Raw genomic sequence first — 19,085 nt, forward strand, 5'->3', positions numbered from 1 at the left:
AATTTCACTATGTACCCGTATTAATACCTGTTTTTAACCTCTTCTATTACCTGTAGTTCTTCTTTCTTTTTTTGTTTTATCAATAGTTCTTTTAGTAGTAGCATTTCTAGGAGAGCTACTCTTTGCATTTCTTTTTTCCGAAATAACTCTACCTTCAGTCACTTTAGATGGTCTTTTTGTTGAGGTATTATTTTTTTTATTTACAATAGAAGGCCTTCTATAAGTAGTATTATTTGTTCTTTTTCCATTTGATGTTATTCTCTTGGTGTTTACTGTACTAGGTCTTCTGTAAGTTGTAACATTTCTTCTAATAATTGGTTTTTTGTGTAAAATACTAGCAACTGATTTTCTTCTTCTTAATATTTTACTTCTACTACCAATTTTAGAGTTTGGGTTGGCTCTGTAGTAGTAATAATTTCTGTCTTCTCTAATTTTAGAATAATTTCTAGAAAAATCTCTGTGAGAAAAATAAGCATGATTATAATCAAAAATATCACCAATATTAAGATTAATTCTAAGACCATTATAACTATAATAATTGTCTTTTACATTCCCGTAAAAATTAGGATTTCCCCAAGCATCATATCTTATTTTTAAATGCCCAACTTCTGTTAACCTACCTCTATGGTATCTCATAAAAACGTTTCCAATTCTGGTTACGTTTCCGTAATGATCATAGTTTACAGAAGAGTTTCCTATTCTTTCAATTCTACCTCTATAATCTCTATAGATGCGTATGTTACTCTCTCTTCTTATACGATTTCCGTTGTAATCATAATACGAATCATTAAATTGAGTATTAAAATCAAATTCACCATTGGTAAAAATAAAAAACTCGATACCACGTTCTTCAAAATTTACGGCGTTTTCGTATGCGTAATTATATCCAATGTTGGTTGCTGATTCTTTGCTGTTTGTTGCTTCAATTGTAGAAGTCATTAGGAACATGCCTAATACTATAAGTAAACCTTTTTTCATAATGTATGGTTTTAGGGTTTTGCCTACTCTAATATACTTTTCGGCTATCGTATTTGATTATGATATATTCAAACAACGTGCCATAAAATTAAAAGAGTGTTATTTAAGATTGTATTTTATTGAGTAATTAGTTCTATTTATTTGATAAATAGTGTTTTAAAAATATTTTAGTATTAATAGTTAAGAACGCGTAAATTTGTTCATCTTTTAACGACCTAAAGTATCAAACAGATAATTTATGATTGAAGCGATTGAGCAAAACTTACAAAGAGGTATTCAACTATTAAAAAATATTTCAGACGAACAATATTCTAACAAAACAATACCTCCCTATAATTCTAGTATTGGTTGCCATATGCGTCATGTTTTAGATGTTTTTTCTTGTCTTTTAAAAGGTTTAGACGCCAAAAGTGTCGATTTTTCTGTAAGAGAAAGAAATGAATGTGCAGAACAAGAAACACGTGTAGGAATCGAATATTTTGAATCTGTAATTCATCAACTTAAAAAAATAAAACAAGAAGATTTTAATACAATTATTAAAGTTTCTGACGATATGGGCTTGGGTAAAGAAACGGCTAATTATAGTCTTGCAGCAGCATTAATGCAAGCACAAAGCCATGCAATACATCATTATGCAAGTATTGGTTACCTTATTTATCAATTAGGTATTGAGTTGCCAAATGCAGATTTTGGTTACAACCCAACTACGCCTAAAAAAGGTATGTGTTTAAAAAATTAATGAAATCTTTTTAAGTGGTATGTTTTATCTTTTTGTTGAATAAAAACTTCTTTACAATTTGTAGGGTGCATAAATTGATGTACTGTTAAGGGATTAAAACATGTTTTATTAATAGAGAAAACACCTTCAAAATCTTTTTTTCCATCTGCAGTATATCTCGCTATTTTATAAGTAGCTGTATTTACTTTTGCTTCTATTTTAAACCAAGCGCCACTTCCAATTCCGCCTAACCAAGTTCCGTTGTTAAGCTCAAACACCTGTTTATTTGGTAATTCTGTACCAATTAAATTCGGTTCTCCTTCAAACTTATTAAAAAAGGAAGCTCTATATTCTTTAACGATAGACCTATTTTTGTACGTTGTAATTTCTTGTTTGTAGATGTTGTAAATACTATTGTTTGTATTTCCTTTAATTACATTTCCAATAGGGCTAGGCGTAAATAAGTTCGACTTTTTTAACAACTTATTAATCTTTTTATTAGCTGAAGATGCAATAATAGTATCCGTTACAAAGCGTGCACAATTGGTGCCATTTTTTATAAAAGCACCATAAGGAATTTCTTTTTGATTAATTAATTGATGGATAAAGTTATAAGCCTTGGTAAAATCAATTTCTGTGTGAATACTAGCCACTAATCTACCATCACCATGTGTTTTTTCTGGATGATTTTCTATCCAAAGTAAAATTTCTTTAAGATTGTTTAGCTTATCATCTTTAAATTTAGCTTCTATAGAAATGGCAACATCCGGATCTATTTCTTTAGACCGAACTCTACCATTTCCGTAACTGGTAATATAGCGTCCAAAATCAAAATAATTAATTTCAGAACATCCTTTTTTAATCAGTAATAAAGCAGCATGACCCGCTTGTACCGCATGTTTACCGCCAATACCAATCATTGGCCAAAAATTACTTAAGGTTTCCCAATAAGCGGGCCTTACAATGGTGTCTGGGTAAGATAGTATTACTATAATCCCGTCGGTATTTTGTACGCTCATTAATTATTAAAAATAGCTTTTAGTAGTATATTAAAAGTTTTAAAAGCAAAGTAAATAGTAAAAATTATTAAAATAGCTGCTGCTAAAAGAATTAGGTAAGCTACATATTCTTGAGGGGTATTGTTAAACTTTTTTAAAGCTTTAAACCCCATAGTTAGTGTTATTGGCGAGGCTATAAAAAGAAAAATTAAAAGACCTAAGTATTTTAAACCTTTACCTAATAAATTTAAATTAGTACTCATTTTTTATAGTTTGTAATAGCGTTTCTAACATTACCAAATTCAGCTAACAATTTACTTGCTTCCGATAGGTCGATATTTAATTCTTTAGCTAACATTTTTTCACCTCTTTCTACTAATTTCTTATTAGAAAGCTGCATGTCTACCATTTTATTGCCTTTAATTTTTCCTAATTGAATCATTGTAGCGGTAGAAAGCATGTTTAAAACTAGCTTTTGTGCTGTTCCTGCTTTCATTCTAGAGCTTCCTGTAACAAATTCTGGTCCCACAACAACTTCTATTGGAAATTGAGAAACCTGCCCTAAAGGACTGTTTTTATTGCAAGCAATACAACCTGTAGTAATGTTGTTTTTATTACATTCTTCTAAAGCCGCAATAACATACGGCGTTGTGCCCGATGCAGCAATACCCACAACAACATCTTTATTAGTAATGTTATGTTTTTGCAAATCTAGCCAACCTTGGTTTGTAGAATCTTCTGCAAATTCAACGGCTTTTCTAATAGCAATATCTCCACCTGCAATAATACCCACAACAAGTTCATGCGGTACGCCAAAAGTTGGCGGACATTCAGAGGCATCTACAACACCTAATCTACCAGAAGTACCAGCTCCTAAATAAAACAATCTTCCGCCATCTTGTAACTTCATTACAAGTTGTTCTGTTAAAGCCTCAATTTGTGGTAAAGCCTTTTCTACTGCAAAAGGCACTGTTTTATCTTCGTTATTAATGTTGTTTAATAATTCTTTTACAGTCATTTTTTCTAAATGATTGTAGTTAGAATCTTGCTCTGTTGTTCTTATAAAAGTCATTGTCCAAAAATACAGAATTCTAGTTTATACTCAATTATTTTTGGGCGTTTTAACGGGCTTTACACGATATCTTTTTCTTCTGTTCTCGATTCAAATTTTTCATTCTTCAAAATTCACTCGAACTGACAGAAAAAGGATGCCGTTTCTATCCCTAACGCATAGACTCGTTAAAAATTAAATTTTAGTTTTTTTCAACCAAGTCTATGGTATAAGTATCTGTTTCTGAAATGTAAAAATAGCCTAAAGGGAAATTAGTTTCATTCGTTGTATTAATCATATTTCCTAAAAGAGATGAGGGAATAGATTGAAAAGGACCACCGCCACCTTGACCACTTTGACTGCTTAAAACTTCGAAATACGTATAATAATCTTTTGTAATACCAGACATTTTAATAGTTGTTGTGGTTGGTAATTCTATATCATCTTCTTGATAGAAAAAAGAGAAATTATAATCAGATCCATTAAAAAAACGATCATCAATAGATAAAAATAAATCTCTATCAAAATTAAACAAGTAGTAATTTTCTATGATAGGAGTATCTTTAAATGTTACTTTTAATTCGGTTTCTTCTCCAGAGAATAAGGTTTCATCTCCCTGAACAACACTTGTAAGTGGTGTTGATTTTACCTTGGTTGCTTTGCCTTTATAAGTTTCATTATTATAAATTACGGTTAATTCATACTGAATGTCATCCGCAGGAATAAATGAAGTTATTGGAGTGTAATTTCCATCTAAATCAATATTAGAAAAATTAATTACTGTATTGTTAGATAGGTTTGTTACAAAGACAATTGCATTGGTAACTTTAGTGATTTCTTCATCAAAATAATCTGCAGACAAACTTAATTTTACAACAGTATTTGCAGTAACTGGGCTTTCATCAAATAAAACATCAAAAGAAGCATCTATAATTAATTTTGGTGCTATTGATGGTAGATCAACATCTATTACTTTTTCGCAATTAGCAAAAAGTAATATGATTAAAATAGGAAGTATATATATCTTTTTCATCAATTTAAAATTTAAAATTATAAGTAACAGAAGGCACTAAACCAAAAATAGAAGTTTGTATGGCTTCGTTTCTATAGGTTTCTCTATTTTGTGTAAAGTTGATAGAAGCTGCATTTTGACGACCATATAGATTGTAAATACCAAATACCCATTCTCCTTGCCATTTTCTATTTTTATTTTTTTCGGGAGTCAATGTAGCAGAAACATCTAATCTATGATATGTAGGAAGTCTATCTGCATTTCTTCTATTATCATCATAAATAGGTACATTTAAACCTTGCACTTCATATTGACCAACAGGGTAATTTGTAGGTTGCCCAGTTTGAAAAACAAAATTTGTATTGAATTTCCATTTTTCATTTAGCTCGTAACTGGCATTTATAGAAAAATCGTGTGTTTTATCATAGGGAGTATTATACCATTGACCACTATTAATTCCTGGTTCATCTGCTGTTCTACCTTGTGTTAATTGCTCTGACCTAGATAAGGTGTAGGCAAGCCAACCATTTAGTTTTCCAGAATTCTTTTTTAATAGAAGTTCTAAACCGTAAGCTCTAGATTTTCCATTTAAAATTACGGTTTCAATTTCATTATTGGCAATTAAATTAGCACCATTTATATAATCGATTCTATTTTGAATGTCTTTATAGAAAACTTCGGTTTCTATTGAATAATCTCCTCCTTTTAAAGATTTAAAATAACCAATAGCATATTGATCTAATAGTTGAGGTTTAATATATTTTCCACTTGGTGTCCAAACATCTAATGGAGTAGGAGATGACGTGTTAGATAATAGGTGTAAGTACTGTGCCATTCTATTATAACTGGCTTTTAGAGAGGTATTATCATCTAAAATGTAAGACATAGAAACTCTTGGTTCTAAGTTGTTAAAACTACTTATTACATCACTTCTTTTAAACGATTCTGTGCCAATTGCTTCTGCAGATTCATATTTTTTAAATTCGTTATTATAAATTACAGCTTCATCATTGGTGTAAATATTTAATTCATCTTGCCCCAATCTTGTAAAGTTGCTGTAACGAATTCCGTATTGCAATCTCAGTTTGTCGTTTATTTTGTGTTCTGCATCTATATAAGCAGCAAATTCGTTGGCATATTTATCAATTAATTTTTCAGGCACAATTCCGGAGTCATCTCTGTTAGGAATAATTTCTCCAGGATTAAATTTGTTGTAGATATTGTTAATACCATAACTTAGTTTTATTTTATTGTTAAGGTAGTGCTTAAAATCGTACTTAAGGTTGTAATTAGTAATACCAGAGTCCCACTCGAAACCAACAAAATCTAAGGTTAATCCGTAGAAATAATCAGAATAAATTAAAGATAAGTTAGAGAATAGCTTGTCAGAAAAAAGGTGATTCCAACGTAAGTTACCTACTTTGTTTCCGTAGGTATTTACAAAGTTATCACTAATGCCAAAAACGTCTTTACCAAAATACCCAGAAAAGAAAAGGCTATTTCTATCGTTAATACGGTAATTTACCTTTGTATTTAAATCGTAAAAATAAGCGGTGTTATCATTATCAAATAACGGTAAAAATAAATGTGCATAAGAAGATCTACCACCTACTAAGAATGAAACTTTTTCTTTTTTGATAGGACCTTCTATTAATAATCTAGAGGAAACCAAGCCAATACCACCTGTAACATTAAATTCTTTACTGTTTCCTTCTTTTTGATAAATATCTAATACGGATGATAATCTTCCTCCGTATTTTGCAGGAATTCCTCCTTTATATAATTTTACATCCTTGATAACATCAGGATTAAAAATAGAGAAAAAACCAAAAAGGTGAGAAGAATTAAATACAATGGCTTCATCTAATAAGATTAAATTTTGGTCTGCAGCTCCACCTCTAACATTAAAACCAGAAGCTCCTTCGCCAGCACTTGTAACACCAGGTAATAGAATTAAAGATTTAATAATATCTGCTTCTCCTAAAACAACAGGTATTTGTTTTATGGTTGCAGAGGTAAGTCTGTTTACGCTCATTTGTGGCGTTCTAACATTAAGGTTTTCTACATTGCCTTCTATTACTATTTCATCTAAACTTTCTGCTTCTTCTTTTAATTTAAAGTTTTTAGTTCCCTTTTCTTTAAAATTGATAGTTTCAACAAGGGTAGAATAGCCTAAGTAACTTACTTGTACTTTGTAAGTGCCTTCGGGGAAAGTTACAGAATAGAATCCGTATTCATTGGTTGTGGTGCCGGTGTTTAATTCGGGAAAGTAAATAGAAACTCCTATTAAAGTTTCATTATTACTATCATCATAAATAGTACCACTAACTGTATATTTTTCTTGACTAAAGGCTGTAAAGCTTAGTAAGAATACTAAAAAAAGCAATTTTTTAAAACGAAACATTCTGTTTAATGATTTAGTTTATAATTTAAACAAAAATACAATACTAATCTTTAATATAATGTAAAGTAAATAAGTTTTTTGTATTACTATTATAAATAAAAAAAAAGTCGATGCTTTTAACATCGACTTTTTAAAAATATATATTGTTTTTCTATTAAAAACTAAATAGAATTTAAAATAATATTTAAAGTAGAATTAGGTCTCATTGCAGCGTCTGCTAAACTATCACTAGGTAAATAGTAACCACCCATGTCTACAGCGTTTCCTTGAACTTCATTTAATTCTGTAACAATACTGTTTTCATTAGCTTTTAATTCTGTCGCAATTTTAGAAAAAGTAGCTTTTAATTCAGCATCTTTATCTTGATTAGCTAAGCCTTCTGCCCAGTACATTGCTAAGTAAAAATGGCTTCCTCTGTTATCTAATTCACCCACTTTTCTAGAAGGAGATTTATCGTTTACTAAAAACTTATCTGTAGCATCATCTAACGTTTCTGCTAACACTAAAGCTTTAGAGTTGTTATTTGCGGTTCCTAAATGTTCTAAAGAAACAGCTAAGGCTAAAAATTCACCTAAAGAATCCCAACGTAAATGATTTTCTTCTAAGAATTGTTGTACATGTTTTGGGGCAGAACCACCAGCACCTGTTTCAAACAATCCTCCACCATTCATTAATGGAACTATTGATAACATTTTTGCCGAAGTACCAACTTCTAAAATAGGGAATAAATCTGTTAAATAATCACGTAATACATTACCTGAAACAGAAATAGTGTCTTCTCCTTTTATAAGTCTTTCACAAGTAAATTCAGTAGCTTTTATTGGCGATAAAATTCTAATATCTAAACCATCAGTATCATGTTCTGGTAAATATTTTTTTACTTTTTTAATAACTTCTGCATCATGTGCTCTGTTTTTATCTAACCAGAAAACAGCAGGAGTATTAGAAGCTCTAGCTCTTGTAACGGCTAATTTAATCCAATCTTGAATTGGTAAATCTTTTGCCTGACACATTCTCCAGATGTCTCCTTCTTCAACTGTGTGTTCTAAAAGTGTTTTTCCAGAAGCGTCTATAGCTACTACTTTTCCGTCAGAAGCAATTTCAAAAGTTTTATCATGAGAACCATATTCTTCTGCTTTTTGAGCCATTAAACCAACATTAGGTACTGTTCCCATAGTTGTAGGATCAAAAGCACCATGTTTTTTACAGAAATCTATAGTTGCAGAGTAAATACCTGCATAGGCACTATCTGGTATAATTGCTTTTGTGTCTTGTAATTTACCATCAGAATTATACATTCTACCAGATGTTCTAATCATAGCAGGCATAGAAGCATCTATAATTACATCAGATGGTACGTGTAAATTAGTAATTCCTTTATCAGAATTTACCATGGCTAATTCAGGTCCGTGATCTATAGCATATCTTATTTCTTGTCTAATTTCATCACGTTTTTCTTTAGGCAACTCGTTTAATTTAGAAAGTAGGTTCCCTAAACCGTTGTTAACATCAGCACCAATTTTCTTAAAAGTTTTTCCATGCTTTTTAAATAAATCAGCAAAATAAACACGAACAGCATGACCAAAAATAATTGGGTCACTAACTTTCATCATCGTTGCTTTCATGTGTAATGAAAACAATACATTTTTATCTAAAGAATCTTCATATTGTTCTTCTAAAAAAGCAATTAATGCTTTTTTACTCATTATAGTAGCATCAATAATCTCACCATCTAAAAGATCTAATTTTTCTTTTAAAACGGTTTTAGTTCCGTCTGTAGCTATGTGTACAATACTTATTGAAGTTGCTTTTTTTATAGTTACAGATTTTTCGTTATTAGCAAAATCTCCTTCTGTCATTGTTGCAACATGCGTTTTAGAATCTGCAGACCAAGCCCCCATAGAATGAGGATTTTTACGAGCATAATTCTTTATTGCTTTTGGTGCTCTTCTGTCTGAGTTACCTTCACGTAAAACAGGGTTTACAGCAGAACCTTTTACCTTGTTATATAAAGCCAATACAGCTTTATCATCATCTGTTTTAATTTCTTCAGGGTAATCTGGAAGCGCAAATCCTTTTTCTTGTAATTCAGAGATAGCTTCTTTTAACTGAGGTACAGAAGCACTAATGTTTGGTAATTTAATAATATTTGCCTCTGGGTTCTTAGCATAATCACCCAAAAAAGCTAAAGCATCTTCTACTTTTTGCTCTGGGGTTAAATAAGCTGAAAAATTGGCAAGTATCCTCGAAGATAAAGAGATATCTTTTACTTCTATTTCTATGTTAGAAGATTTTGTAAAAGCCTTTACGATAGGTAAGAAAGAGCGTGTTGCTAAAGCAGGAGCTTCATCAGTTTTTGTATAAACAATTTTTGCTATTTTACTCATTTTGAGATATTATTTTAGATATTATTTTTTTTGTACGAAATGCTTTTCGTAAAAAAGTGGAACAAATTTATGAATTAAAAGCGACACTTTTGTTGATTAATTATTATTAATTAGGTTGTTTTTGTGTGTTTTTAATAATAAATTATGAGTATTGATGTGAATGTTAGTGTATTTTAAAATAAAAGCCATATCATACAATCTCTTGTGGTGATATGGCTTCTTAAAAATAGTGTTTTTGTACTGTTTGTATTACTACAATATCAAATAAAAGTTACCTTTTATATTTCTTTTTTAATAAAGAAATTACTTACTACTATTTCTGGTTTTTGAAACATCCTTAATTTTAATCAAGCATTTTACTTTTTTAGAATTTTTATTAATGTTTCTGTTGTTAATCTTAAAAATTAAACCTTTTTTAAATTGCTAATTATTTAGACAATCAGTAATTTTTAGTTTCAGTTTTATTTTTTAATAAAAGGAAATTTTGGTTATGTTTTTAAATTAACAGGTATAAAGAACGTTACTTTATATGTAATCTTTTTATTGGTATTTATATACCAATAGGTTTAATTAATTATAAATTATACTATAAATATATTATTTTTATAATGGATATGTGTGTTTTTAACATATTTGTTGTTAACATGTTATAAACTTTAGTTGTAAACATTTGTTAACTAAAAAAGCGTTGTGATTTCTCACAACGCTTTTTAAATACTTTTATGTAAAAGAGATTATCTTCTTTTTTCAGTAATTCTAGCTTTTTTACCAGTAAGACCTCTAAAGTAGAAAATACGAGCTCTACGTACTTTACCTCTTTTGTTAACTTCAATTTTTTGAATAGAAGGTAAGTTTACAGGGAAAATTCTTTCTACACCTACAGTACCAGACATTTTTCTGATTGTAAATGTTTCAGAAGCTGCAACTCCTCTTCTTTGAATAACTACACCTCTAAAAAACTGAGTACGTACTTTTTCTCCCTCTTTAATTTCGTAATAAACAGTGATTGTATCACCTGCTGCAAATTCTGCAAATTCTTTTCTTGTTACAAATTCGTCTTGTACAAATTTTACTAAAGATTCCATATCTTTTAATTTAATTGGTTTTGTAAAGCAACATTCACGATTTCTTCGTCAGAGGTTAATTTAGCGGTTGCAAATTTATAATATTTTTTTTATTTGAAAACTTAAAATTAGATTTATTTTATATTAATTTTTATTCGCTTAAAATTAAGAAAACATTGTCTTTCAAATAATTGTCTTCTAATCGTTTATATAGGCTTAAAGATATATTAATGTTATTGTTATATAGGTAAAATAGTTTTGAGGCATCAACTAACCAATATAATATGGAACAAGTAATTACTCTAAATAGACGTTTAAATAAAAAAAGAAGTAAAAAAGCATTAAGAAATTTTTTAAAAGTAAAAGATAATCTGTCTATAATTTTGTTAGATATCAAACAAGAAATAGTTATTATTTATAGCTTGTTTTTCTTATTGCTATTAACTTTTGTATTGCTTTTTAATAAATTTACATTGCATTTAAAAATCAATCAATTTCATTCTTCTTTTTTTGATCTACTTTTTAAATATAGTACTTTTTTAGGAGATGGAGTTCTATTTGCTATTTTAGGTGTTGTCTTCTTTTTTATCAAAAGAAAAATGACTTATGTGTTTCTTGTAAGTGGTGTTTTAACTTTATTAATTACACATCTTTTTAAAAAGATATTATTTAAAGGAATATTAAGACCAGTAGGTGCTTTGGGAGAAGAAAGTTTACATTTAATTGAGGGAGTAAAAATGGCAATGATGAACTCGTTTCCGTCTGGTCATACTACAACTGCTTTTGCAATTTTTACAATTTTATGTTTGTATTTCTCCAAATGTAAATCGCAATATATATGGATTTCTTTAGCAATTATAGCGGGTTTATCTAGAGTTTATTTATCGCAACATTTTTTGATTGATATTTTTGTAGGTTCTTTTATAGGTATTTTAATAGGGATTGTTAGTATGGCAATTTTTAAAGAGCACAAAAATATTGGTTAATGCACATACCTTATAAAAAAACTGCTTTTTTTGTAATAATAATAAGCACCATTTTTAGGCTCTTTTGGGCTAGTCAGTTAGAGTTTGGTAACGACGAGGTGTATTACTGGTTGTATGCAAAATACCCAGATTTAAGTCATTTTGATCATCCGAGTATGGTTGGTTTTTTTATTCAGTTTTTTACAGCGAATTTATATTTCGATTCAGAATTAGCCATTCGGTTAGCTGCAATTTTACCTACAAGTATTGCTATGTATGTTGTTTTTTTGATAGGAAGGTATCTAAAAAATGATTTTGTAGGTCTTTTAAGTGTTTTACTTTATAATATTAGTATTTATGGATTAATTATTTCTGGAACATTTATTTTACCCGATGCACCCATGGTTTTGTTTTGGTTGTTGGCTTTTTATTTTCTGATTCAGGTAGTTCCATATCAACCTAAAAAAGAGAATTTGCTAAAACTATTTTTAGGGTTTTTATGTATTGGTTTAGCTATCTACTCTAAATACCAAGCAATTTATTTATTGTTAGGTGTTGGTTTGTATGTATTGTTTTTTAATAGAAAGTGGTTGCTTAAATGGCAATTTTATGTTGCTTTTATTTTTCCTTTTGTAGCAGTTGGACTTATTGTTTATTGGAATTATCAAAATGATTTTATAAGTTACAAATTCCATAATGAAAGAGTTTCTTTTTTTAATTTAAAGTTCCGTCAAGCTTCATTTCTTAGAGAAATTGTTGGGCAAATTATCTATAACAATCCATATGTTTTTGTAACTATTATTTTAATGATTGTTGCTTTTATTAAGAAGAATTTCTTTTTTGATAAAAAAATAGTACGTTTCTTTTTGTTGTTTTCTATTCCGTTAATGGCAACAACTATTTACTTATCTTTATCTAGAGATACGTTACCGCACTGGTCTAGTGTATCCTATTTAACCTTACTACCGTTATTGGCAGTATATATCTCCACAAATAAAAATATTCGAAGAAATTTAATAATAGGTTGTGCTTTTTTAATGATTTTGTTAAGTGGTATTGCTTTAGAAATTAATAATGGATGGGTTTTACCAGTCCAAATTACAGAAACAAAAGAAACTTTAGGCAGAAAAGATGCGTTAATGGATTTGTATGGTTGGCAACAAGCTTCTAAAAAAGTAACAAAAGTTTTACAGGCTCATAATTTAACCAATTTACCAATAATTTCCGATCAATGGTATCCTGCTGCACATATAGATTATTATATAGCAAAACCTAATAATATGTTAGTATATGGAGTAGGAGCATTGACTAAAATTCATAAATATTATTGGATTAATAGTCAAAATAGAGCATTAACAAGTCATAAAGTTTTGTATATAACAGACAGCAGAAACTTTAGAAACCCTGCAAAAGTTTATAGTAAAAAATACAATCAGTTTAAATTAATAGAAACCATACCAATTCTTAGAAATAAAGAAACAGTAAAATATGTTTTTATTTATCTGTTGATAAGGGATTAGGTTGGTAATTTTCGCAATAAAATACCCAGAATTTACGAGACTCTTTTCCGTTAATTTTAATAATGATTGGTGTTAATTCTGTTACTTTTTCGAAATAATTATCTAATAAAGTAGGATAATCGCCTTTTTTATTACTGTTTTTAAAACGCTTGTCTGAATCTATAAATAAAGCGTTTTTAGTGTTTAAAGTTGATAAATCATCTCCTAAATAATCAAAATGTAAGGCAGGTAAACCGATAATGTTTTGCGCATACACTTTTTCGTCCATAAAAAAGTTTAAACAAGCAGATGTTTTATAATTATCATCAGAAAAAACAAACGTATTTGAATGTGTTTCTTGTAGTTTTTTGGTTTCTAAAGCCAATTCTTTCCATCCAACCCAAGTATCATCACTTTTAATAGGTACTAAATAAAATATAATTTGCAAGCTAAAAAGTACATGAAAAACGATTGAAATAACAACTTGAATTTTTAATAATTTCTTGTTGATAAACATACCCGCTAAAATGATTCCTGTAATATAAGAAGGCATCATCCAATTTAGTTTTACCCAATAAATAGGAGTAAGGCTAAAAAATCCAACAAAAGTTGGGATAAAAAACGCTAATAAAAATAATGTTTTAGCGGTAGGAATTTTAAATTTTAATAAGGCTCTTTTTATATATTCATAGGTAAACGTAATAAAGACTAAAAATAAAACAGGTACTAATAAAAACATTTGATGACCAATAGCGCCAAAGAAGTTTTTAGGAGATATTTTAAATTCTGAAATAGAATTTGTTCTATCTGATGATTGAAACATAAATGATGCAAAGTCATTTTGGTAGTTCCAATACCAAACCGGAAATGTAACAGCAGCAGAAATAATTAAAGAAATCCAAACCCAAGGAGATAGTAATAGTTTTCTGTATTTGTTAGAAAATACTAGAAAGGCAATTAGTCCTATTTGTAGTAATAATGCAGTGTATTTACTGTCGAATGCCAGTCCCATTGCAATTCCGCCTAAAATCCAAAACCACTTTTTTTCTTCAAATATTGCTTTGTACAAACAGATTAAACTTAAGGTCCAAAATAATAATAACGGAACGTCCGGAGTAGAATTAAACGATAAAATGGAAACAAAAATGGTTGAGGCTAATAAAACAATGGCTCTTTGCAGTTTTTGTTTTGATAAAAAATAAGAAGCCAGTTTATAAAAACTGAATATAGTTAATGATGTAATTACAAAATCGGCAAATTTTATGGTAAAAATAGAGTGTCCAAAAATTTCTGTAAAAATTCTTAAAATGTATCCAATCATTCCTGGATGATCAAAATAAGAAAGCGATAAGTTTTGTCCGTATAAATAGTAATAAGCGTCTTGTGGCATTAAACCCATAAATGGGAGTAATAGCAATCTAAAGATTTGAAAACCTAAAACCCAAGAAATGGCTTTATTGTTTGTTATGAGTGTTTTTATTTTATTCAAAGTATTGGTTTTTAAATTTATACTTAAAAACCACTAAGAGGTTTCGTCGTCTAATAAATCGGGTCTAATTTCTTCTGTTCTTTTGTAGGCTTGGTCGCTTCTCCAATCATCAATTTTAGGAAAATTACCAGATAACAATATTTCTGGCACCTTCATTCCTTCAAATTCTGAGGGTCTTGTATATACAGGCGGAGATAATAAGTTATCCTGAAAAGAATCTGTAAGTGCAGATTGTTCATCGCCAATAACGCCAGGTATTAACCGTACAACAGCATCTACTAAAACGGCTGCCGCTAGTTCGCCTCCTGTTAAAACATAATCTCCAATAGAAATTTCTTTGGTAATATATTTATCACGAATTCTTTGATCTACACCTTTATAATGCCCCGTTAAAATTAATATGTTTTCTTTTAAAGAGAGTGTATTTGCAGTAGATTGGTTTAGTGTTTTGGCATCTGGAGTCATATAAATAACTTCATCGTACGTTCTCTCTGATTGCAGTTTTTTAATGCAATTTGCAATAGGCTCAATCATCATAACCATACCAGCGCCACCACCAAATTGGGTGTCGTCTATTTGTTTGTAATTTCCCAAACCATATTCACGTAAATCGTGAATTTTAATTTCTGCCAAACCTTTGTCTTTTGCGCGTTTAATAATTGAGTGATTAAACGGACTCTCTAATAAATCTGGGGCAACTGAAATAATATCTATTCGCATGTGGCAAATGTAATGTTTTTGTTGGGTATTCGAAATACTTGATTTTAGATATCTAAGCGATTAAAATTAAAAATTATTTCCTTTACTTGCCGCTGATTATTCCTTAAATTTGATATTTATATGGAAGAATTAACATTAACAACACCCGCCGTTTTATTTTCTGCAATCTCTTTAATTATGTTAGCATATACAAATCGATTTTTAGCGTATGCAGCAGTAATTAGAAATTTGCATGATATTTATTTAGAAAGACAAGACCATTCTTTACTAAGGCAAATTAAGAACTTAAAATTGCGTTTAAACTTAACAAGATGGATGCAAATATTCGGAATATCTAGTTTATTATTTTGTGTGGTAACTATGTTTTTAATTTACGTACATTTAAACACAATGGCTGTTTGGGTATTTGGTTTTGCTTTAATCTTATTAATTATTTCTCTTTCTCTATTGATTAAAGAAATACAGATTTCTTCGGAAGCATTACAACATCATATTGCAGATATAGAAGAGCATTTAAAACAGAAATAGATATCAGTTTGTAATAAATAGTTTTGCTTATTACAATATGGTAATCGTTTTACAACTTTTTTGCAGTTCAGTACATTCGTTTGTACTTAATTCAAAACAAATCTCGTAAGTTCCTGGTTCAAATTTATGTTTAAAATCACCATTGTCCCAAGATGCACCCAATGCTTCGGATTGATAAACTCCATCTATATAAAATTTTAAGATATAGCCCTCTTTAATTGCATTTACAGTAGAGTTTTTATCTATTATTTCAAAATTTGGAGTGAAAACATGTTGTTTAGAGGAAGCATCTATTTGATATGAAAATTGAGGTTCAAAACAATCTTTAACTTCTATTGTTTGGCAACTCGTTTGTACGTCTGCACAGTCATTGGTACTTAACTCAAAACAAACTTCGTGAATACCTTTACTAAAGGTATGAGTAAAACTACCATTATCCCAAGCCGCACCCAATGCTTCGGATTGATAAATACCATCTACATAAAATTTTAATATGTAACCTTCTTTAATGCTATTTACAGTAGAATTTACATCTATTATTTCAAATTCAGGTGTAAAATTATAGGTTGTTCCAGCAATTAGTTCTGAAGAGAAAATAGGCTCAAAACAAACTTGAGATGTTTCTTTCTCTTCACAAGAAAAAAGCGAAATAATTGTTATAAAAAGTATTAGTACTTTATTTTTTAGACTTTTTTTAAAAAGTAACTTCATTTTTTTTTGCGTAAATGATTTCTAATGCAGAATTATTAATAATGGCGAAATTAAGAGAATAATATCTTGTACTTATTACTAAAATGTTTTTTTATTTAAAATTTAACTATTTCTTAATTTAGGTAGATAAGTGACCTAATTGTGATAAAAGGTTTTTCTTAACTTTAAAGAAATTTCTAATCGAATTATAAGTCTAATTTTAGCTGATATTGAAGAAAAATTCACAAAATATAATTTTTATTTATCCATTTGAGAACCAATAAAGGCTGTTTTAGGAGCCAAAAAGTAACCCGTTAAACTCGCAAATAAAATAGGGATAAAATAAGAAAAACCTGTTAGTGTTGCTAGTAAAATGGTGGTGCTCATTGGTGTTCTTGTTACACAGGCATTTATAGCTGCCATACAGCTAATGATGGCTAAAGAAACATTTATAGCTGGAAAAAAATGATGTATTATTAAACCAAGTGTGGTGCCTATAAAAAATAAAGGAATAATAAAACCACCTCGCCAGCCAGAAGTTACAGTAACAGAAATAGCTAGAAGCTTAAAAATTAGGATTAAAAATAAAGCGTTAATAGAAAAATCATTATTTAATAAAGCGTTAATTTCTTCGTGCCCAAAATACCTTGTTAAAGGAAAGTAATAAGAAATTACACCAAGTATTATTCCGCCAAGTAAGGTTTTAATGTAAATAGGAGTATTGATTTTTTTAAAAAGAGATTTTAAAAATTTTGTACAATAAATAAATAGCCAACCTACCATTGTTGCTACGATTGCTAATAGAACAGCAATTCCAAAATCAAAAGTACCAGAATACTCATAAGTAGGTAAACTCCAAGTTGCTCCTAATCCTAAATGAATAATTAGGGCAAATACAATATAACTAAAACAACTCGCTACTAATGCAGGAATAATGGCTTTATAATATTCTACGGCATGTTTGTGATGTAATATTTCTAAAGAAAATAAACTTCCACCTAATGGGGCGCCAAATAAGGCGGTAAAACCAGATGCCATACCTGCAATACTTAAAGAGCGTAATTCTTCTCCTTTTAATCGAAATATTTTACCTAACCAAGTACCTGTAGATCCTGTTATTTGTACTAAAGGAGCTTCAGGGCCTAAACTACCGCCAGAAGCAACACAAAGCAAAGACGAAAGTATCATTGAAGGATTGTTCTTTGGGTCTAGCTTTCCTTTATTAAAACGAATATTATCTACAATTAAATGAATTTCCCCAGGATCGCCAATAAAATGAATAATGTAACCTGCCAATAAACCACAAATAGCCATGGTTGGTATTACCAACCAACCATCAAAAAAAGCAATTTTATGAATTAAAAATTCTAATACAATCCAATAAGCTCCTGCAATAACTCCACCAATTAAACCAAGCAGTGCCCAAAGTAAAAAAGTACGATTAAGAACAAATGGATTAAATTTTATAGGTTGGTCTAGTATACTAGAATATGATACTAATTTTCTTCTCCTTTTAAGTTTCACTTTTGATGTGTCTTTTTAGTAATAGTAAACGACGAAATTAGTTGAAAATAATACAGAAACAAAAAAATCTCAAGCTTTCGGCTTGAGATTTTTTTGTTTTTAAAAAGGATTACAATTTACATTGCTCCCCATTCCTTTAAAGAGGCTTTGTTCATTTTTACATAACCTGCATTTCCTGCTTTTTCAGCATATTTTAAAGACTCTTTAGCGGCTTTAATTGCGCCTTTTTTGTCTCCTGCTTTAGCATGAATTAAAGATTGTTTGCGTAAAAAATAGAATTTTGGATCGTCAGAACTCATTTCTACAGCCTTGTCAATCCAAGTTTGTGCTTTTTTAATATCTTTTCCAGCTTCTAAATAATAAGAAGCAGATGCATAATAATCGTTTGCAGAAGGACCATTCATAATAGCGTTAATTTGTTTGGCAACCATTGCTTCTGTTGGTGTTTCAAACTTTAAACCAACATACGTGTTTTCCCATAAAATACCTAAAACAGCAGAACTATTTGTAATGTCATCAAAGGTAATGGTAAAAGTTTCTATTTTCATTGGCATTGTTTGCACAGTTGCTTTTGCTTGTGCAGCCACTTTAGTGTCATCCCAATTTTTTGGATTTCCCCAGTTTGTAGCATCAGCATAAAAAATTACATCCCAAGATTCTTTTCCTGGTTTTGTGTATAAAGCGTAGGTTCCTTTTTTTAACTCTTTACCATCAATGGTAACATCTGTAGAAAAAGTGATTTTTGTGTTAGCATTTGCTCCAGTTCTCCAAACTTCATTAAAAGGTACCAAATCTCCAAAAATAGTTCTACCTCTCATTCCTGGTCTAGAGTATTCTAAAGTAACATCTGTTAATCCTACTGTTTGTTCTATTTTTTGAGAAGGACTAGGTGCTGGTGTTTTAATTTGTGCATTTGAAGTAAGTGTACATGCCGCAACAAATAAGGATAATATAATTTTTTTCATTCTAATTGGTTTTTAGTTTTAGTTATTTTCAAAATTACGATTTCAAAAAACGTATAACGTTAACAAAACCTTAAAATAAACTGATGTATCTTT

At 29.6% G+C, this 19,085-nt stretch carries 17 protein-coding genes; 4 read left to right on the forward strand and 13 right to left on the reverse strand.

From position 1 onward, the window contains the following. Nucleotides 1–33: 33 nt before the first annotated feature. Nucleotides 34–978, reverse strand: coding sequence for a hypothetical protein (locus WHD07_RS17185; protein ID WP_343329372.1), 945 nt, complete (start codon nt 976–978; stop codon nt 34–36). Between the two features lie 238 nt (nt 979–1,216). Between WHD07_RS17185 and WHD07_RS17190 the strand changes: the two genes are divergently transcribed. Beyond that, nucleotides 1,217–1,717: a DinB family protein gene (locus WHD07_RS17190; protein WP_343329373.1), complete on the forward strand. Its 501-nt coding sequence runs from the start codon at nt 1,217–1,219 to the stop codon at nt 1,715–1,717. On the opposite strand, the gene WHD07_RS17195 is transcribed toward WHD07_RS17190, so the two are convergent. The 7 genes from WHD07_RS17195 to rplS all read right to left on the reverse strand — a co-directional run bounded on the left by WHD07_RS17195 (nt 1,714) and on the right by rplS (nt 10,633). After that, complete coding sequence (locus WHD07_RS17195; RefSeq protein WP_343329374.1) at nt 1,714–2,715, reverse strand: DUF6695 family protein; 1,002 nt, start codon at nt 2,713–2,715, stop codon at nt 1,714–1,716. The genes WHD07_RS17190 and WHD07_RS17195 overlap by 4 nt on opposite strands. Further along, nucleotides 2,715–2,957, reverse strand: a complete 243-nt coding sequence (locus WHD07_RS17200) for a DUF6095 family protein (protein ID WP_105047989.1) — start codon at nt 2,955–2,957, stop codon at nt 2,715–2,717. Before WHD07_RS17200 ends, WHD07_RS17195 begins: the two co-directional genes overlap by 1 nt. Continuing rightward, nucleotides 2,954–3,766: an N-acetylmuramic acid 6-phosphate etherase gene (murQ, locus tag WHD07_RS17205; protein ID WP_343329375.1), complete on the reverse strand. Its 813-nt coding sequence runs from the start codon at nt 3,764–3,766 to the stop codon at nt 2,954–2,956. Before murQ ends, WHD07_RS17200 begins: the two co-directional genes overlap by 4 nt. 181 nt (nt 3,767–3,947) lie before the next feature. Then, entirely contained in the window at nt 3,948–4,778 is an 831-nt protein-coding gene (locus WHD07_RS17210) for a DUF4249 family protein (RefSeq protein ID WP_343329376.1), read from the reverse strand. A gap of 4 nt (nt 4,779–4,782) precedes the next feature. Next, on the reverse strand, nt 4,783–7,161 hold the full coding sequence (locus WHD07_RS17215) for a TonB-dependent receptor (RefSeq protein WP_343329377.1): 2,379 nt from the start codon (nt 7,159–7,161) through the stop codon (nt 4,783–4,785). A gap of 161 nt (nt 7,162–7,322) precedes the next feature. Beyond that, the gene (locus tag WHD07_RS17220; protein WP_343329378.1) at nt 7,323–9,548 is read right to left on the reverse strand and encodes an NADP-dependent isocitrate dehydrogenase; all 2,226 of its coding nucleotides are present in this window, start codon (nt 9,546–9,548) and stop codon (nt 7,323–7,325) included. Nucleotides 9,549–10,282: 734 nt separating this feature from the next. Continuing rightward, a complete protein-coding gene (gene rplS, locus WHD07_RS17225; RefSeq protein ID WP_105047994.1) occupies nt 10,283–10,633 on the reverse strand; it encodes a 50S ribosomal protein L19 in 351 nt (116 codons plus the stop codon). 263 nt (nt 10,634–10,896) lie between these two features. On the opposite strand from rplS, the gene WHD07_RS17230 reads away from it, so the two are divergent. Continuing rightward, the gene (locus WHD07_RS17230) at nt 10,897–11,598 is read left to right on the forward strand and encodes a phosphatase PAP2 family protein (protein ID WP_343329379.1); all 702 of its coding nucleotides are present in this window, start codon (nt 10,897–10,899) and stop codon (nt 11,596–11,598) included. Beyond that, nucleotides 11,598–13,097: an ArnT family glycosyltransferase gene (locus WHD07_RS17235; RefSeq protein ID WP_343329380.1), complete on the forward strand. Its 1,500-nt coding sequence runs from the start codon at nt 11,598–11,600 to the stop codon at nt 13,095–13,097. Before WHD07_RS17230 ends, WHD07_RS17235 begins: the two co-directional genes overlap by 1 nt. On the opposite strand, the gene WHD07_RS17240 is transcribed toward WHD07_RS17235, so the two are convergent. Further along, a complete protein-coding gene (locus tag WHD07_RS17240) occupies nt 13,072–14,565 on the reverse strand; it encodes a glycosyltransferase family 39 protein (protein WP_343329381.1) in 1,494 nt (497 codons plus the stop codon). The genes WHD07_RS17235 and WHD07_RS17240 overlap by 26 nt on opposite strands. Before the next feature lie 33 nt (nt 14,566–14,598). Next, nucleotides 14,599–15,285, reverse strand: coding sequence for a tRNA (guanosine(37)-N1)-methyltransferase TrmD (gene trmD, locus WHD07_RS17245; protein WP_105047998.1), 687 nt, complete (start codon nt 15,283–15,285; stop codon nt 14,599–14,601). Nucleotides 15,286–15,405: 120 nt separating this feature from the next. On the opposite strand from trmD, the gene WHD07_RS17250 reads away from it, so the two are divergent. Further along, on the forward strand, nt 15,406–15,813 hold the full coding sequence (locus WHD07_RS17250) for a DUF2721 domain-containing protein (protein ID WP_343329382.1): 408 nt from the start codon (nt 15,406–15,408) through the stop codon (nt 15,811–15,813). Between the two features lie 30 nt (nt 15,814–15,843). On the opposite strand, the gene WHD07_RS17255 is transcribed toward WHD07_RS17250, so the two are convergent. The 3 genes from WHD07_RS17255 to WHD07_RS17265 all read right to left on the reverse strand — a co-directional run bounded on the left by WHD07_RS17255 (nt 15,844) and on the right by WHD07_RS17265 (nt 18,992). Beyond that, nucleotides 15,844–16,524 (reverse strand): hypothetical protein, encoded by a 681-nt coding sequence (locus tag WHD07_RS17255; RefSeq protein ID WP_343329383.1) that lies wholly within the window; start codon nt 16,522–16,524, stop codon nt 15,844–15,846. 237 nt (nt 16,525–16,761) lie between these two features. Beyond that, complete coding sequence (locus WHD07_RS17260) at nt 16,762–18,027, reverse strand: chloride channel protein (RefSeq protein ID WP_343329384.1); 1,266 nt, start codon at nt 18,025–18,027, stop codon at nt 16,762–16,764. 116 nt (nt 18,028–18,143) lie between these two features. Beyond that, the gene (locus tag WHD07_RS17265; protein WP_343329385.1) at nt 18,144–18,992 is read right to left on the reverse strand and encodes a DUF2911 domain-containing protein; all 849 of its coding nucleotides are present in this window, start codon (nt 18,990–18,992) and stop codon (nt 18,144–18,146) included. Between the last annotated feature and the right edge of the window lie 93 nt (nt 18,993–19,085).

Source organism: Polaribacter staleyi (genome assembly GCF_038024045.1).
Lineage (GTDB): Bacteria > Bacteroidota > Bacteroidia > Flavobacteriales > Flavobacteriaceae > Polaribacter > Polaribacter butkevichii.

Excerpts from the sequence above, each read along its gene's own strand:
- WHD07_RS17185 (WP_343329372.1), bottom strand. The coding sequence starts at position 978 with ATGAAAAAAGGTTTACTTATAGTATTAGGCATGTTCCTAATGACTTCT.
- murQ (WP_343329375.1), bottom strand. The coding sequence starts at position 3,766 with ATGACTTTTATAAGAACAACAGAGCAAGATTCTAACTACAATCATTTA.
- WHD07_RS17265 (WP_343329385.1), bottom strand. The coding sequence starts at position 18,992 with ATGAAAAAAATTATATTATCCTTATTTGTTGCGGCATGTACACTTACT.
- WHD07_RS17190 (WP_343329373.1), top strand. The coding sequence starts at position 1,217 with ATGATTGAAGCGATTGAGCAAAACTTACAAAGAGGTATTCAACTATTA.
- WHD07_RS17195 (WP_343329374.1), bottom strand. The coding sequence starts at position 2,715 with ATGAGCGTACAAAATACCGACGGGATTATAGTAATACTATCTTACCCA.
- WHD07_RS17235 (WP_343329380.1), top strand. The coding sequence starts at position 11,598 with ATGCACATACCTTATAAAAAAACTGCTTTTTTTGTAATAATAATAAGC.
- WHD07_RS17250 (WP_343329382.1), top strand. The coding sequence starts at position 15,406 with ATGGAAGAATTAACATTAACAACACCCGCCGTTTTATTTTCTGCAATC.
- WHD07_RS17215 (WP_343329377.1), bottom strand. The coding sequence starts at position 7,161 with ATGTTTCGTTTTAAAAAATTGCTTTTTTTAGTATTCTTACTAAGCTTT.
- WHD07_RS17210 (WP_343329376.1), bottom strand. The coding sequence starts at position 4,778 with ATGAAAAAGATATATATACTTCCTATTTTAATCATATTACTTTTTGCT.
- WHD07_RS17220 (WP_343329378.1), bottom strand. The coding sequence starts at position 9,548 with ATGAGTAAAATAGCAAAAATTGTTTATACAAAAACTGATGAAGCTCCT.
- trmD (WP_105047998.1), bottom strand. The coding sequence starts at position 15,285 with ATGCGAATAGATATTATTTCAGTTGCCCCAGATTTATTAGAGAGTCCG.
- WHD07_RS17255 (WP_343329383.1), bottom strand. The coding sequence starts at position 16,524 with ATGAAGTTACTTTTTAAAAAAAGTCTAAAAAATAAAGTACTAATACTT.
- WHD07_RS17230 (WP_343329379.1), top strand. The coding sequence starts at position 10,897 with ATGGAACAAGTAATTACTCTAAATAGACGTTTAAATAAAAAAAGAAGT.
- WHD07_RS17200 (WP_105047989.1), bottom strand. The coding sequence starts at position 2,957 with ATGAGTACTAATTTAAATTTATTAGGTAAAGGTTTAAAATACTTAGGT.
- rplS (WP_105047994.1), bottom strand. The coding sequence starts at position 10,633 with ATGGAATCTTTAGTAAAATTTGTACAAGACGAATTTGTAACAAGAAAA.